This window comes from Yimella lutea (assembly GCF_006715095.1).
Classification (GTDB): domain Bacteria; phylum Actinomycetota; class Actinomycetes; order Actinomycetales; family Dermatophilaceae; genus Yimella; species Yimella lutea.
In genome coordinates this window covers 1,917,005-1,931,349 of sequence record NZ_VFMO01000001.1, presented here as the reverse complement: position 1 = coordinate 1,931,349, position 14,345 = coordinate 1,917,005, and the positions used below count along the sequence as shown (strand labels likewise).

The 14,345-nt window shown below is 66.2% G+C and carries 14 protein-coding genes and 2 pseudogenes; 5 read left to right on the top strand and 11 right to left on the bottom strand.

Annotation, left to right across the window (positions count from 1 at the left end):
* Positions 1-71 precede the first annotated feature (71 nt).
* Positions 72-1,337 (bottom strand): RNA-guided endonuclease InsQ/TnpB family protein, encoded by a 1,266-nt coding sequence (locus FB459_RS09245; RefSeq protein ID WP_141928251.1) that lies wholly within the window; start codon positions 1,335-1,337, stop codon positions 72-74.
* 136 nt (positions 1,338-1,473) lie between these two features.
* Between FB459_RS09245 and FB459_RS09240 the strand changes: the two genes are divergently transcribed.
* Positions 1,474-1,944, top strand: a complete 471-nt coding sequence (locus tag FB459_RS09240) for a metallophosphoesterase (protein WP_141928250.1) — start codon at positions 1,474-1,476, stop codon at positions 1,942-1,944.
* Here FB459_RS09240 and FB459_RS09235 read toward each other — a convergent pair.
* The 6 genes and pseudogenes from FB459_RS09235 to FB459_RS09210 form a co-directional block, all read right to left on the bottom strand.
* On the bottom strand, positions 1,941-2,516 hold the full coding sequence (locus tag FB459_RS09235) for a hypothetical protein (protein WP_141928249.1): 576 nt from the start codon (positions 2,514-2,516) through the stop codon (positions 1,941-1,943). The two genes, FB459_RS09240 and FB459_RS09235, sit on opposite strands and share 4 nt — an antisense overlap.
* 198 nt (positions 2,517-2,714) lie before the next feature.
* Positions 2,715-3,473: an IS21-like element helper ATPase IstB gene (gene istB, locus FB459_RS09230; RefSeq protein ID WP_211345253.1), complete on the bottom strand. Its 759-nt coding sequence runs from the start codon at positions 3,471-3,473 to the stop codon at positions 2,715-2,717.
* 17 nt (positions 3,474-3,490) lie between these two features.
* Positions 3,491-5,160 (bottom strand): annotated as a pseudogene (gene istA / locus FB459_RS09225) (IS21 family transposase).
* 240 nt (positions 5,161-5,400) lie between these two features.
* Positions 5,401-5,703: a hypothetical protein gene (locus tag FB459_RS09220; protein ID WP_141928247.1), complete on the bottom strand. Its 303-nt coding sequence runs from the start codon at positions 5,701-5,703 to the stop codon at positions 5,401-5,403.
* Positions 5,700-6,410, bottom strand: a complete 711-nt coding sequence (locus tag FB459_RS09215; RefSeq protein WP_141928246.1) for an alpha/beta fold hydrolase — start codon at positions 6,408-6,410, stop codon at positions 5,700-5,702. The genes FB459_RS09220 and FB459_RS09215 overlap by 4 nt, the downstream gene beginning before the upstream one ends.
* Positions 6,407-7,465: an alpha/beta fold hydrolase gene (locus FB459_RS09210; protein ID WP_281279550.1), complete on the bottom strand. Its 1,059-nt coding sequence runs from the start codon at positions 7,463-7,465 to the stop codon at positions 6,407-6,409. The genes FB459_RS09215 and FB459_RS09210 overlap by 4 nt, the downstream gene beginning before the upstream one ends.
* 182 nt (positions 7,466-7,647) lie before the next feature.
* On the opposite strand from FB459_RS09210, the gene FB459_RS18220 reads away from it, so the two are divergent.
* From FB459_RS18220 to FB459_RS17255, 3 genes and pseudogenes are all read left to right on the top strand, one after another.
* Positions 7,648-7,971, top strand: a complete 324-nt coding sequence (locus tag FB459_RS18220) for a MarR family winged helix-turn-helix transcriptional regulator (protein ID WP_425472377.1) — start codon at positions 7,648-7,650, stop codon at positions 7,969-7,971.
* 132 nt (positions 7,972-8,103) lie between these two features.
* A pseudogene (locus tag FB459_RS17780) lies at positions 8,104-8,232 on the top strand (transposase); the annotation flags it as partial.
* 2,244 nt (positions 8,233-10,476) lie between these two features.
* Positions 10,477-10,653 (top strand): hypothetical protein, encoded by a 177-nt coding sequence (locus tag FB459_RS17255; RefSeq protein ID WP_170221803.1) that lies wholly within the window; start codon positions 10,477-10,479, stop codon positions 10,651-10,653.
* Between the two features lie 95 nt (positions 10,654-10,748).
* Here FB459_RS17255 and FB459_RS09190 read toward each other — a convergent pair whose 3' ends face one another.
* Together FB459_RS09190 and FB459_RS09185 are read right to left on the bottom strand one after the other, a co-directional pair.
* Positions 10,749-11,099, bottom strand: coding sequence for a hypothetical protein (locus FB459_RS09190; protein ID WP_141928242.1), 351 nt, complete (start codon positions 11,097-11,099; stop codon positions 10,749-10,751).
* A gap of 157 nt (positions 11,100-11,256) precedes the next feature.
* The gene (locus FB459_RS09185; RefSeq protein WP_141929494.1) at positions 11,257-11,652 is read right to left on the bottom strand and encodes a RidA family protein; all 396 of its coding nucleotides are present in this window, start codon (positions 11,650-11,652) and stop codon (positions 11,257-11,259) included.
* A gap of 131 nt (positions 11,653-11,783) precedes the next feature.
* Here FB459_RS09185 and FB459_RS09180 point away from each other — a divergent pair, with 131 nt between their 5' ends.
* Entirely contained in the window at positions 11,784-12,770 is a 987-nt protein-coding gene (locus FB459_RS09180) for a helix-turn-helix transcriptional regulator (RefSeq protein WP_141928241.1), read from the top strand.
* 42 nt (positions 12,771-12,812) lie between these two features.
* Here FB459_RS09180 and FB459_RS09175 read toward each other — a convergent pair whose 3' ends face one another.
* Both FB459_RS09175 and FB459_RS09170 read right to left on the bottom strand, forming a co-directional pair.
* Entirely contained in the window at positions 12,813-13,514 is a 702-nt protein-coding gene (locus FB459_RS09175) for a J domain-containing protein (protein WP_141928240.1), read from the bottom strand.
* Positions 13,511-14,344, bottom strand: a complete 834-nt coding sequence (locus FB459_RS09170) for a hypothetical protein (RefSeq protein WP_141928239.1) — start codon at positions 14,342-14,344, stop codon at positions 13,511-13,513. The genes FB459_RS09175 and FB459_RS09170 overlap by 4 nt, the downstream gene beginning before the upstream one ends.
* Position 14,345 lies beyond the last annotated feature (1 nt).

Below are 14,345 nucleotides of genomic sequence, written 5' to 3'. Positions count from 1 at the left end.
AGTCGCCGGAAGCACACGACGATTCCTTCGATGAGATGTGACTTCTCCCCCGCCTGAAGGCGGGGGCTTCTTCAAGCAGCCCGGGTGGGTTGCTCGGGGACCAGTCCAGTCCCCACACACAGAATCGTTTGTGCCGCGTTGATGTCGGCGTCGTCGTAGTGTCCGCAGCCGGTGCAGTAGAACACCTTGCCCGACCGGCTGGCCGGGTCCGTGCGTTGGCATTGGACACAGGTTTGTGACGTGTAGGCGGGGTTCACCACGATGACCTGACGACCGGCGCATGCTGCCTTGTCTTTCAGGATGGCAATGAACTGTCCCCAACCCGCGTCACGGATGGATCGGTTGAGCCCGGCTTTGGCGCGAGCCCCGTTCGGTAGGAACGCCCCCGGAGCGTCGGGGTCAGGTTTGGCTTTCGCTCGCCGGGTCATGGACGCCACCGGCAATCCTTCGATGCAGATGATGTCGTAGCTGGCGACCAGTCGCGCGGCGACCTGGTGATGGTGGTCGTAGCGTTGCCGGGCGATTCTGGCGTGCGCCCGAGCCAATTGCCGGGTCAGGTCGCGGTAGGGCATCGAGCCACGCCTGGTCTTAGATCGTTGCTGCTGCAACCGGGTCAACCGTTGCGCAGCGTGCTTGTGCGGTTGCAGGTTGTCGATCCGGTCGCCGTGACTGGTGTAGGCCAGTCCGTTGTCGCCGGTGGCCATGTCGATCCCGATCACCCGGCTGGTGCGCGGCAGCACCTTCAGGGGGACGTTGTTGCAGGTGACGATGACGACCCAACGGGTATGGGCGCGGTGGTCACCCTGGCGCTTGACCCGGATCGTGGCTACCGTGCCCCTGATGGGTCGGTGGGTGCTGGTCTTGATGTGCCCGACGCCTTGCAGGTACACCCGGCGGGAGTCATCGCGGCCGGTCGGGACCGAGTCCCACCGGGCGCCGTCACCGTCACGGAACTCGACGGAGTCCCACCGTTTCTCGGGTTTGAAGCGCGGGTATCCGGGGGTCTGACCCTCCCGACACCGTCTGTAGAAGTCGGCGAAGGACTTGTTCAGCCTCCGCAGAGTCTGCTGCTGGCTGGTGGCTGACCACCGAGCCTGGTCGGGGTCACTGGCGCGGATGGCCGGCAACTGCGCGGACTGGATCGCGAACCCGATTTTGCCGAACTGGTCCTTAGGATCGGTGATGCCGCGCTTGGTACGGGTGTCCCAGGCATCCCGGCGTTCCTGCAGCGCGGCGTTGTACAGGTGACGGTGGTCGTTCAGCATCGCCCGCAACAGCACCTGTTGCCTGGTGGCAGGGCGCAGCCGGAACACGAACGCGCGCGTCGTGCTCACCATCCCTCACCACCTTCCACCATGGACCGAACCTGTCACTCCTCACGGTGCGACGGCGCGGACGTTCCAGCACAGAGCCGCCCGAGACCCAGCGCGATTCACCTCCGCCCTGAAGGACGGAGCACCCTCGCGCAACAGGTTGTGGCGATCGACCGTCGGTAAGAACGACCTGGTGTGGATCCTGGGCGACCTGCACATGTCCGGCTACCGCCGTGCGCTGGAGCGGATGGCTGCGCTGCCTGGACGCAAGCGGATCGTCCTCGGAAACCACGACGCGGCACACCCGATGCACCGCACCGCCGGCGCCGCGTTCGGTCCGTTCGCCGATGTCTTCGAACAGGTGACGACCGCGGCCACGATTCGGCTGCACGGGCGCAAGGTGCTGTCCTCGCACTTCCCGTACGACGGCGAGGGACGAAGAACCGGCCCCGAACGCTTCACACAGTGGCGCTTGAAGGATCTGGGTGAGCCGCTGCTGCACGGGCACACGCACGCCCCAGACCGAGCGACCCGCTCCGCGTCCGGAAGCCTGCAGGTGCACGTCGGACTGGACGCCTGGGGCTTCCGCCTGGCGGCCGAAACCGAGGTGCTCGACCTGATGGCTGACTAACGCGTCACCGAAGCGCGCAGTGCGTCGATCACCGCAGGCTGGTCGATGAAACTGGCCGGGTTCTGTAGTTGCGCATCGAGCGTTTCGGCGAGGCTGCTCAGGGTCGTCACCGCATTGATCCGTGCGCCCTTGGGCTCGAAGGCGACTTTGTCGGTGTCCACGACAACCACGGCCCTCCACGGTCGCGGCATCGACATCGTGATCCGGCGCATTGTGTGACTCATATTGAGCACCTCTTCATCACCAGCGGCCGTCCTCACTTTGAGCCGGTGGTGCTTGACGACGTACTGCCCGCTCGGCCCCGATGCGGCGATGATGAAGCGCACCCGAACACCGTCCACAATGGCGCCGACGACGGGTCCGAAGTTGTCGAACCGCAGCAGCCGTGCCCCGGGTCGCGCGACGACGAAGGCCTGCAGGGCTGAGTCGATCTGCGCATGGTCTGGGCTCGTGCTGGCCTCTCCGAACATGTTGTAGTCGCGCAGCATCTGCCGGCCGATGGTCTTACGGTCGACCAACCACGACTGCATGGCCCACCCGAGCAGGCGCCCGTACGGCATGCCGGCGATCACGCACGCGATGAACGTGGTTCCGCGTGTGGCGCCGAGTGCAATCAGGACAGCGACGGATGCAGCGAAGCAGCACCCCACCACCCTGGCTTCGGAGGTTTCGTTCGACACCACTTGTAGGCGAGTTCTGACACCGAGGAGACGTGATCTGGGCCGGCGATGGTGGTCTCGGTCGACACCGCTTCTCGCACATGGCGGCGGTCAGGTCGTGCGCTGTTTTGCGGCTTGGGCCAGGCGGTAGGAGTCGGTGCCGGTCTCGAGGATGGTGCCGCCGAAGGTGAGTCGGTCGACGATGGCAGCGCACAGCCTGGGGTCGGTAAAGGTCTTGGTCCAGCCGCCGAAGGACTCGTTGGACGCGATCGCGACAGAGGCCTTCTCCTCGCGCTCGGTGAGGACCTGGAACAACAGCTCGGCCCCGCGCCGGTCGAGTTGCATGTATCCGAGTTCGTCGATGCAGAGCAGGTCGACGCGTCCGTAGCGGGCGATGGTCTTGGCGAGTGTCATCTCGTCGGCGGCCTCGACGAGCTCGTTGGCGAGATGGGTGGCCAGGGTGTACTTGACCCGGTAGCCGGCCATGGCGGCCTCTGTGCAGAGCGCGATGAGCAGGTGAGATTTGCCGGTGCCGGAGTCGCCGATCAGACACAGCGGTTGCCCCTTCTGGACCCATTCGCACTTGGCGAGGGTGTGGATCACGGCGGGGTCGATGTTGGGGTTGGCGTCGAAGTCGAAGGCCCGCAGGGACTTCTCGCGGGGGAACTTGGCGGCCTTGATCCGACGCTCGGACCGGCGTCGTGCACGGTCGTCACACTCGGCGAGCAGTAGTTCGGCGAGGTATCCGCGGTAGGACATTTGCTCGTGCCCGGCCCGGTCGGCGTAGTCGGTGAAGGAGCTGCGGATGGTGGGCATCCTCAGCATCCGGCACGCCTGGTCGATCGCGGCGTCGGCTGCTTCCTCGGTCATCCCTCGGCGCTTGGTGGTCACGGTGCGGCTCCTTCGTTCGGCGGGTCACGGCGGCTGGCCAGCAGCTGGTCGTACTTGTCCACGCTCGGCAGCGGCCGAGTGTCGGTCGGATGTGGGCGCGAAGCCGACGCTCGGTCAGCGATCGCACGGCAGGGGTCTCGCCTTCACCGCGTGCCCTGTCGCCGCCCAAGTGGGTCGGGCGGTGACCTGTCTTGTCGTCGGCTCCGCCATCTTCCGTCTCGTTGTGCTTGCGCGCTTCAAGTGCGACAGCGTCCGCGGTGAGCGCGCCTGCGCGCAGCGCTGTCGCGAGCCCGGCGACGACGTGTTCGTGGGGAAGGTGCCGGTGCAGCATCAGGACCTCGATCAGCGCCCGGGTGCCGTCGGCGTCACCGTGGGCCTTGCAGGCCGCGGCCCACCAGGCGTCGTGAACGGGAGTGAACCTCCCCGATGCCCTGGCCTGTTCCAGCGCTGTCGCGCCGGGTAGCGCGCCGGGTTTGCGGAGGAGGACCTCGAGGTAGTGGTCCAGGTCGACCCGGGTCGAGCCCTTGGTCATGAGGCGCTCGTGGCGGGCGATTTCGGTCTTGCCGTCGAACACGACCATGTCGCTGGCGTTGAGCAGCACTCGGGCTTGACGGCCGACCATGCGGGCGGGTACGGAGTATTTGTTCATCCGAACGGTGATCTGGGCGTACCTGTCGACGCGTGGGGTGAACCAGCGGCCGGTCTCGAACGACTCGTTGGGCAGTGGCGCGAGCAGAGGCTGCTCGGTGGCGAAGTGTTCCCCGACCGTGCGGGCGCGGGATCCGATCCGCCGGCCGTCGTCGGCTTCGTCCCAGACGTCGACCATGGCGTTGAGCTCGGCGACGGAGTCGACTTCTGGGATGGGGACGAGGTGGTTGCGTCGGAACCAGCCGATCTGCCCCTCGACGCCGCCCTTCTCGTGAGCGCCTTGGATGCCGGGCTGGCAGTAGAAGGCCTCGATGCCGTAGTGGGAGCGGAACGCGGTCCACCGGTCGGCCTCGACCCGCTGGCGGGAGAACCCGATCACGCTCGCGACGGCGGCCTTGAGGTTGTCGTAGCGGATCTTCCCGGTCGGGACGCCCCCGAGGGCTCGGAACGCGTGCGTGTGGCCCTCGAAGAAGGCTTCCTGCCCGGCGGACGCACTGATCCTGTGGGCGGCCTTGCCGGAGTATGAGAGTCGCAGGCTGAACAACGTGCAGGTGACCAGTTCGCCGCGCAGCCGGATCGCGACCTCGCCGAAGTCGACCTCGGCCTCGCGGCCTGGCAGGTGCTCCTGCGGAATGTACGTGTTCGCGGGTTCCCGGCCCGCTTCGATCCGGATCTCGCGGCGTCTCGTGGCGACATACTCGCGCACCATCCAGTAGGACACGTCGGTGGTGTGGTGCTCATCCTGGAGCCGGTCGAAGATCCGCTTCGCGGTGTGCCGCTGCTTGCGAGGCGCGTCCAGGTCCGCCCGTAGCCAGTCATTGATGACGCCTCGGTACTGGTCCAGACGTGACCCGCGCTTCGGGGGTGGCTTCCGCTCCTTCGGCCAGGCCGACTCCAGTGCGGCGACCACGGTCCGGTAGCCGACGCCGTGCTGGCGTTGCAGCGCACGATTCGAAATCCCCGCGCGGGCGTCGCGCCGAATCGCCGCATACAACTCGACTTGATTCACTGCCGGCATCCGCGATGGCGGCTTCAGTGGGTGCGGGCCGAAATTGTCGCGAGAAGCCGCTGCATCGTCGCTACGGTCCGCGTCGTGACCGGCACGGACAGCAGTTGCTCGAGGCACCCGGTGACGTTGCCTGCGGTCTGGCGCGGCTTCCAGCAGACGCTGTGGGCGCAGTCGGGCCCCATGGCGCGAATCTCTACGAGGCCATCTGGGCTCCGGAACGGTAAGCGGACAGTCGGGAACTGGCGCACGTCAAAGAACGAGATCATCGAGCGATAGACACCTTCCCCGGGATCTACCGGAGGCACATCCTCTACCGCGCGCCGAATTTGCTCCAGCGCCCGGATGACAACAGTTGGCTGATACCCGGTGGCCCGCTCTGATGATCGCCGCGGCCGAGGCATTCTCCGGATCCATGGCCTCGAAAACGACCGTGCCGTTGCTTTGGAAGCTGCGGGCGACCGCCGGGCCGCCGAACGCCTCGACGAGTTCATCACCAGTGGGACTGCCTGGGTGTCCGAGGTTGACGTTGCGGAACAAGGCGACGGTGATCATGATGTGGCCAGCTCCATGGTGACGCACGCTGTCTCCGCCGGGTGGGTGATCATCGGCCAGTGGCCGGCGTCGAGCGTGCGGTAGCTCCATCCGAGCTTCTCCGCTGACACCTCGGCGACTGGAGGACTGGTCCGGAGGCAGCGAACGTACGCTACGGGCACGCCGGCTGCGCTCAGTGGCTCGTTGATCGCAGGTTGCGTGTAGGTGCCGATCGGCTGCGCGGTCAGATGCTGCTGCATCCACGCGAAGTCGGCGTCACCGATCCCGTTGTCCGGGTAGAGCTGGTCGAGCTGATCCCGGGAGAACCACGGGATCGCCCCGTCGTTGGCCAGGCTCGTCATGAACCCGGCGACCCCGGCCCCCATCACGTCGAACCACGACCTGCCCGGCTGCGGCAGAACGGCATCGATGAAGATGAGTCGGCGGATGCTCTGTGGTTGTCTTTCGAGCACTCCTGCCGCGACGTAGCCGGCGAATGAGTGAGCGACGAGAGTGGCATCCGCTTGGTCGCTGAGGGCTTCGTCGATGTCCTCGATCCAGTTATCCAGACTGACGGCGTTCGCGGGCGTCGCGTCATCGCCCGTCGTGCGTAGTTGCGGCGTGATGGTGCGGAATCCGTGGTCGTGCAGGATCGGTGTGACGCGTTCCCAGGCCCAAGGGCCAAGGCCGCTACCTCCGATGAGGACGATGGGGCTGCTTGCGGTCATGTGTCTGCTCCTATGCGGTTCATGAAGTCGGTCAGGTCGTCGACGAGCTCGGCGGGCGAATCGAGTGAGGCGACGTGGCCGCCGCTGTCGTGTGAGTACCAGGCCACGAGGTTGTTCGCTCGGGACGACACCGAGCGGGCGGCGAAGTCTCCATGACCGAAAACGCTCACTGCGGTCGGCACGCCCCCGGCCGCGGCATCCACGTCCGGAGCGTCCATCGAATAGATCCGCATGCTGGTGCCGGCACTCGCTGTCAGCCAGTAGAGAGTCGCGTTGGCCACGATGAAGTCGGTTCCTAGGCCGAAGTCGTCCCCCAGTGGGGCCTGCCAAAGCTGGTACTTGTCAAGCTGCCAGGCGAGCAGCCCTACGGGAGAGTCCGACAACGCGAATGCCAGCGAGTCCGGTCGGCGACTCTGCAGCTGAAGGTATCCGCCGCCGTCGACGGCGAACCTCTGCAGCCTGCTCCAAGCAGGCTCGTCGTCCGCGCTCTCGGCCATGAAGCCTCGTAGCCCTGCGCTCACGTGGACACCGATAACCCGCTCGGGTTCGACTGCGGCGATGGCTCGAGCGACGACGGACCCCCAGTCCTGTCCATGGACGAGGAACCGGTGGTGGCCCATCGCCCGCATGGCATCAGCCAGTGCGCGCGCTGAGTCGGTGATCGACCAGGAACCTGGTGGCAAAGTCGAGGTGCCGAACCCGGGAAGGGAAGCAAGTACGATCTCGGAGGCGAGAGTCCGGAGAGGCTCGATCACACGGTGGAAGGCGAGGAAAGAGGTGGGCCAGCCGTGCAGAAGCAACATTGGCACGCGCCCTGATCCGCGGACCCTGACGGCATGGACGCGGGTGCCCGCGATCCTGAAGTCGACGTGCTCACCCAATCCGTCGTGGCTCTTCTGCTGAAGCCAGTGGTCCCACTCAGTCGCATAGTGCTCCACGATCGACGGCGCAAGACCGCGCGCCCCCTCGCCCAACGATGGCAGCACCGGCCACCGCGTCTGACTCAAGCGGCTACGGAGCGACTCGAAACCCGCATCGGCCCCGAGTGCACCCACGAGAAGTTGGTAGCATGCTGTCACATTGCCAACCCTAGGCACATGACAGTCTGCTGTCAAAGGAGAGTTGCGTGAACCCCGACGCCGACGCGGCACTGCATGCCATCTTCGAGGTCAACCGGCTCCTGCGCGACGCCGGGGAGCGAGTGTCCGCGGCGGCAAGTCAAACACATTCCCGGCGCATGGTCCTCCAAGCCGGCGATCGCGCCACCGTCCCGGACATCGCCCGCCAGCTCGGGCTCCAGCGTCAGAGCGTTCAGCGCGTCGCCGACGAACTCGTAGCAGACGGTCTTGCGCGCTACGAGGACAACCCACGCCACCAGCGGTCCCGACTCCTCGTCACGACGGCAGCCGGAAAGAGCGCACTCGCGGCGATCCAGAGCGCTCACCGCGCGTGGGTCGCGGAAGTGGTAGCCACAGTCGGCGAGCTCGACTGGGAACGCCTCAACGGTGACCTTGGCCGCATCGCGCAGGCCGTTGGGCACCACGCACGGCAGCCTGGCTAAGTCACGGCATGCACGGCCAAGCATCTGTGCTGGCGTCTGGTGGTGTCGACTCTCGCCAACATGCTGACCCGATGGATCCTCGTCGGTGCTCGAACTCGCCTACAACTGGTGTCGAACGGAACCTCCCAAGCCAAGACGTGTGTCATTCACTTGCTCCGCAACAGTTTCCGGCTCACGTCGCGTAAGTACTGGGATCAGATCGCCCGGGAGTTGAAGCTGGTGTACACCGCGCCCACTGCGCAGGCGGCACGAGCACAACGAGGGCTGCCAGGTCACCTTCCTCGGCGCGGAGTTCAACAAGGGCTGCCAGGTCGACTTCCGCGAGGCGGAGTTCAACGAGGGCTGCCAGGTCACCTTCCTCGGCGCGGAGTTCAACGAGGGCTGCCAGGTCACCTTCCTCGGCGCGGAGTTCAACGAGGGCTGCCAGGTCACCTTCCTCGGCGCGGAGTTCAACGAGGGCTGCCAGGTCACCTTCCTCGGCGCGGAGTTCAACGAGGGCTGCCAGGTCGCCTTCCTCGGCGCGGAGTTCAACGAGGGCTGCCAGGTCGCCTTCCTCGGCGCGGAGTTCAACGAGGGATGGCCTATTGGGCCATGGGGTGACGGGTCACCTCCCCTAAGCGGTTGGCCTCCCTACTCGGATTAGTGCGGATGGGGTACACCCCATTCGCACGCCGGGATCTGGAGCAGGGCGCGTGCATCTAGGGTCACCGACTCGTCTCTTGCACGAGCCTGGTCGAGGGTCTAGACCCTAGATGCGCAGCAGGCGCCGTCGCTCAGTGACGATCGTTTTCGGATGGCGGCGCGCCGCGCGCGGGGAGCGTGCTCGAGAAGGTTCGAAATTGCCCATTTGAGACTCAAAAAGGGTCGGTCGCGCGTTTCGAACAACAACAGCCCTGCGACATGTGTCCGGTGAGACCCCGTTTAGTTCGATGGTCCTGGTAGCAGGTCAACGGGCGCCCACTGCCACGCAGCGTTGCAATTGCCCTGACCGCGCTCAACGTGGGTGATCATCACCAGATACCGATGCGGGGTCGAGGCAACGCGTGTGCCCTCGTACGGCGCCACGTCGAGAACGCTGTCGTGGTGAGCGTTGGTGGTGTTTAGAAGGCACAGTCGTTCATGGTCGCCTTTGTGAACGCGCCAGCCGCTGCTCTGCGGATACGCAGCAACGTAGTGCTCTTGGACCGTTCTCCAGGAAGCCCGACCAACGTCAACGACCTGGATCTTTCCGCGCAAGGGGTCGTCATCGTCAGAAGCGTTAGACGTCGCCACGACCGAGGCTCCTGGTGGCAGAGGTGCGGGCGTCGGATACCTCAGCCCACTCTGACCTGAGCAAGCGGACGCCACAACAACCCCAGCGGCCACGGCCGCCCTCTCTGCCCAAATCAGCACCGGCTGAGCGTATCTAGCAGCGTGGGACGCCGGCCCCCTGCAAGGCTCCCATAACACCGTGTTTCCGAGGTGCGCGGCAGCTTCGGTGCCGCGACCAGTGACGATCGTTCGATCGCGGCGCGCCAGCCGCGGGTGCCGGGCTCATGAGTTGTCCGAAAGGCCGGTGTTCGCGACTCAGGTGAGGTCGCAATCTTTGTTTCGAGCAGCTGGTGTGCGGAGGTGGCGCGCCTGCGGTCAGAGATCGCGGCGATGCAGTATCCGAGCTACGCCTAGTTCACGCCGCACCGAGGCGTTGGTGAGTCCGTCCACCATCACGTGGGCTCCCAGCCAGACCGCCCCTGCCTGAGAGACGAGCTGGCGGCAGGCCACTGCTTGCGCCCCAGTCTCGATCCAGTCGTCTACGAACAGGACGCGATCTCCAGTGCGTAGGCAGGAACGCCGTAGCGCCAGTTCCAGATGCCTGTCCTGGTAGTCGGGGACCGTCAGTTGAGTCAGCCAGCGGTCGTCGTCCGAGGCTCGCTCGGGCTCTTTGCGCACTTCAGCGACCCGATGCCGAGGTGGGCCGCTACGAGGAGAGCGACCGCGAAGCCGCGTGATTCGGTTCCCATGACCACGGTCGCAGCAGCCGATGCTTGAGAATTCAGTCCCGCCAGACAAGCACCCAAGCCCGCCACGATTTCGGGGTGACGCCACCATTCCGAGTCGTCCGCGTATCTGTACTCGCTCCAAGGGTCCGTACGCCAGGTGAAGGATGCGACGAGGCGCTCACGCACCACCTCCGAACTCGTAGCCACGGATGAATGATGACGCAATCGCAACGCCGGGCGTGTTCGGGTCGGAATTGTGCGACCTATACAACGCCCTCTGTCCGTCCCGAAACGATCATCACTGGACGGGGACACGCCGTGCGCGGGTTCCGACCAGATGGCGAGTTCGAAAACCCGAGAATGATGACTCGATAACGTCGCGCTCGTAGTTTCGAGCGTGGGCGAGGACGGTGGAGGATTGAGGTCGGCGCTAGCGCAGATTGGCGGTGCGCTCAGGTGGCTGCTCGTGCGTGCTCCGGCTCGCCTTTACGGCCGCGGTGAGGAAACGGGAGGCTCCAGTCCCTGGATGTACTGGATCGCCTTCGCAGGGATGGCCGGTGCTGGTGCGGCTGTCGGAACCCTCGTCGGCACCGTTGCCGGAGTCGATCTCGGTGACGCTGCGGCCAGCGGCGCTGTGCTTGGCATGGGGGCCATGGTGTGCTGGGTGCTTTGGGGCATTGGGTTGTTGCCGTTCTCGCTCTAACGGGTCGGCTGCGCGTGGAGCAAGGCGACCGGTGGTTGAGGCGCCCAAGACGGTGGTGGGATCGGTAGAGAACCGTACCGGTGGTGGCGGCTAGGTCAGAAGTTTCTGTCGGTCAGACCGAGCCGGCGCCAGGCAGCGGCGGCTTCCACCGGGGGTAGCCAGGTGACGTCGTAGATGGCGTTGTCGGTGCACATCTTCCGCCAGACGCCGAGATTGATCCCGAGGAAGCGATGACGCCGCTGGGTGCTCGGCCGCGCTCCGTACGTGAAGTGTCCTTCGTCGAGTTCACGGACCGCGGGCCAATCTGGGCCGTAGTCCTCCTCGGAGGGATCCTTGGAGCCGCCTGGCCAGTACCCGATCCCGGCGGCGGCAAGCGAGGCATGCAATCGCTGCGAGTTGGCCCAGGCGTACTGGGTGCCTTCGCACGCCGCGACGCTGTCGCACATCGAGCAGCATGCTGACCCCGCCCTTGTTCAGGCTGTCCAGAAACGACGAGGCATCGAAGCCGTAGACCCCGATCGTCCTCAGCTGGTGCATCAGCGATCACCCCTCCCTGCCTTGCTGCCCGCGCCGACGGTGACCGGAGCGGGCAGCGGGGGTCGCTCAGGCGACCGCGGTGCCTTCCAGCTCGATCATCTGGCCGGGGATCGCCAGCCGTGTCACGCCGAGCATGGTGGTGGTCGGCGCTACCTGGGCTGCTCCCAGCCGCGACGCCAGCACTCCGTAGTGCTGGAAGAGCAGGTCGACGTCGGTGGTGTACACGTTGAGCCGCACGAGGTTGGCCAGTGACATGTCGGCCGCGGCCAGCACCGCCTCCAGGTTGTCCAGGCTCAACGCAACCTGTGCTGTCATGTCTCCCTCATGCTGAGGAGTTCCGTCGGCTCCCATCGCGGTCTGCCCAGAGCAGTACAACGTCCGGGTGTGGCCGGTGATCACCTCGCCCTGGTTGAACCCCATCTCCACCGACCACGTCACCGGGTTGACGGCCACTCGTTCGATTGCCACATCAGCTCCAATCAGATTCCATCGGGGTCGCCCGCATTCGGGCGTCGCCGCGGTTCGGCGGCGCGTGACCACCCTGACGCTGAATCACGACACCTTGTGTCAGGTATTTCGGTAACGTCTTCGTCGTGCGAGCTGACCGGCTGGTGTCCTTGGTCCTGCTGCTGCGTCAGCGCGGCCAGTTGACCGCGGATGCCCTAGCCAAAGAGCTCGAGGTCTCCCCGCGCACCGTCCTGCGCGACATCGAAGCGCTTTCCGCGGCCGGCGTCCCCGTCTATGCCGAACGTGGCCGGCACGGTGGGTACGCACTCCTACCTGGGTTCCGGACCGAGCTCACGGGCCTCAACAACGACGAAGCACTCGCGCTGCTCACCGCTGGCTCGAGGCCAGGCGAGCAGATCTTCGGACTTGGGACGGCTCTCGCCTCAGCAATGCGGAAGATCGTTGACGCCCTCCCCGAAGGCCACCAGGTCGCCGCGACCAACGCGGCACAACGGTTCCTCGTCAACCCCGAGACCGACCTACTTTCCCGTCGCCTGAGCCGGGAAGAGCTGCCCGACGCCACGGTGATGGTGGTGCGACGCGCGGTCCTCGCCGGACGCAAACTGCGGGTCCACTACGCCTCGCGCGGCCAGCCACCCCAATGGCACACAGTGGACCCGATCGGCCTGGTCACCGTGCGAGACAAGGGCTACTTACTGGCCGCCGAGTCCGGCACCGACCGGACCATGCGAATATCGCGAATCCACGCCGCCGAAGAGCTTGTCGAACCAGCCCAGCGACCAGATCAGGTCGACCTCGAACACATCTGGGCACAACGGTGTGCCGAATTCCTGTCCGAGGGCCACATCTCCGTCCAGGTACGTGTGAGCCCGGCGCGCCGGGACGACCTCCTCGACATGGCAGAAGCCGTACGCGCCGAGGAGGCCGAACCGGACGGCTGGCTACGCCTCGAAGTCACCTTCCAAGATCTCTGGCACGCAGAGTGGGCGCTGTGGCAGCTCTGCACCAACGCTGAAGCGCTCGCCCCGCCCGAACTGCGCGCTTCCCTGCACGCTCGGGCAGACGCAGTCGCCGACCGCTACCGAGCCACGGCTGAGCCCGACCCGAACTAGACGTCCATCCATGCCTGCCCACTTCAGGAGTGATGTCGAAACTCACCAACACCGGCGCAGCTCACGAACCGAGCGGTGTCGAAACAACCCCCACTCGGTGTTGAACGAGACCTCCATAGCCACCACCCAGAAGACGAACCTCGACGGTCGGCCGGCCGGATGCGGAACCCCGACCCCGGAAGCACCGACAGCAACAGTCAGCGGGAGGACGATGACGAGCCAGTTCGCGATGTCCGGTCCACTCGTCGCCCATAGCAAGCCGTACAGGGCGGACCAGCAACCCAGTCCCGCAGCGCCAATCCAGGCCAGTCGTCGGGCCATCGTGCGCACACGGATCGACGTGATCTTCGTCGGTGATGCCGCAGGCGGCGGCGCGGGTTCGGGCTCGGTCTCGCCGTACGGGGAAGGTGGCGGCGCGGGGGGCACAGGTTCGTCGACCACCGGCGCATCGACGATGTCGTCGGTCCAGTCGGATTCCTCGCCCCAAAGAGGCTCGTTGGCGAGCTCTGCGTCCGGCCGCGCCGGATCAGCCAGAGCCGCTTCGTACGCTGCACGCAACTCCGGATCGGACAGGATCCGGAACGCTTCATGCAGCACGGCGGTGCGCTGCTCCCCCACCGGACCGACGATGTCGGGATGGTTGAGTCGCAACTGTTTGCGGTAGGCCGCCTTGAGCCCGGCCGGTGTCACCGTCTCGGTGACACCGAGCGTCTCGAAGTGTGTGAAGGCAGCCTCCGTCGTCATCCGTCGAGCCCCTCGACGCGCGTCGGGCCGAGGTCGTAGGTGGCCTGCTCGACACTCCACTGCGACGCGCCGGCGTCAAGCACGGCGTTCAGGACGACGGCACGGGCCGCGTCCATCCGCACCACTTCGACGGTGTGCTTGCCGTTCTTGTACCGGTAGATGTTGCCGGACGTGAACAGCGGCGCCGGGACGGAACTGACCACCGTCCGGCGCACACTCGCGGGCACGAACTGCAGGGCGGACTCGGCCAGCTCGGCAGCCTCGTCGACTGGCGACCCATTGGACGCGCCGCTGGGCTCCGACGCACTCGAGCGCACGGCATCACTTGTCACGACACCCTTGCGCCGCTGCGCGGTGCCGCTGGCGCAGTCGTAAGTGACGCGCCGGGCCAACTCCCAGTCGCCGGCTGGTCGGTAGGCCTTGCCGTCCTGGCGCAGCGGACGTTCGACGGTGATGACCTGAATGAGCGACGGGGTCGCCAGCCAGCCGACGCGGCGCTGCACCACGTCACTTCCACGACGGCGCGGCTTGGTGTACTGGTGCACCCCGTCGGCGATGATCTCCCGCTTCGACGGGACAGGAACCGATCCGCTCGGCACCACGTCACCGGCACGCACCAGTGCGGTCGAGCGGTCGGGCGATGCTCCCCCGCGCAGCACCAGCGCCGTCGAGGAGGATGCGGTGCGAGCCACCGCGAAGTCCTGTGGCATGTCGTCGAAGACCAGCGCGGTTGTGGTGAAGGTCGCCTCGCTCGTGTCACGCGACGAGCCGAGATTCGTGGCGGCTCCCAGGCCGCGTCCGGTCGCTGTCGGTCGTCCAAGTTCACCCATG

What these genes read in the sequence shown, in the direction of transcription:
- FB459_RS09190 (WP_141928242.1), bottom strand. Translation starts at nt 11,099, where the DNA reads ATGTGCGACAGCGTCGCGGCGTGCGAAGGCACCCAGTACGCCTGGGCC.
- FB459_RS09215 (WP_141928246.1), bottom strand. Translation starts at nt 6,410, where the DNA reads ATGACCGCAAGCAGCCCCATCGTCCTCATCGGAGGTAGCGGCCTTGGC.
- FB459_RS09170 (WP_141928239.1), bottom strand. Translation starts at nt 14,344, where the DNA reads ATGGGTGAACTTGGACGACCGACAGCGACCGGACGCGGCCTGGGAGCC.
- FB459_RS09175 (WP_141928240.1), bottom strand. Translation starts at nt 13,514, where the DNA reads ATGACGACGGAGGCTGCCTTCACACACTTCGAGACGCTCGGTGTCACC.
- FB459_RS17255 (WP_170221803.1), top strand. Translation starts at nt 10,477, where the DNA reads ATGTACTGGATCGCCTTCGCAGGGATGGCCGGTGCTGGTGCGGCTGTC.
- istB (WP_211345253.1), bottom strand. Translation starts at nt 3,473, where the DNA reads ATGACCGAGGAAGCAGCCGACGCCGCGATCGACCAGGCGTGCCGGATG.
- FB459_RS18220 (WP_425472377.1), top strand. Translation starts at nt 7,648, where the DNA reads ATGGTCCTCCAAGCCGGCGATCGCGCCACCGTCCCGGACATCGCCCGC.
- FB459_RS09220 (WP_141928247.1), bottom strand. Translation starts at nt 5,703, where the DNA reads ATGATCACCGTCGCCTTGTTCCGCAACGTCAACCTCGGACACCCAGGC.
- FB459_RS09245 (WP_141928251.1), bottom strand. Translation starts at nt 1,337, where the DNA reads ATGGTGAGCACGACGCGCGCGTTCGTGTTCCGGCTGCGCCCTGCCACC.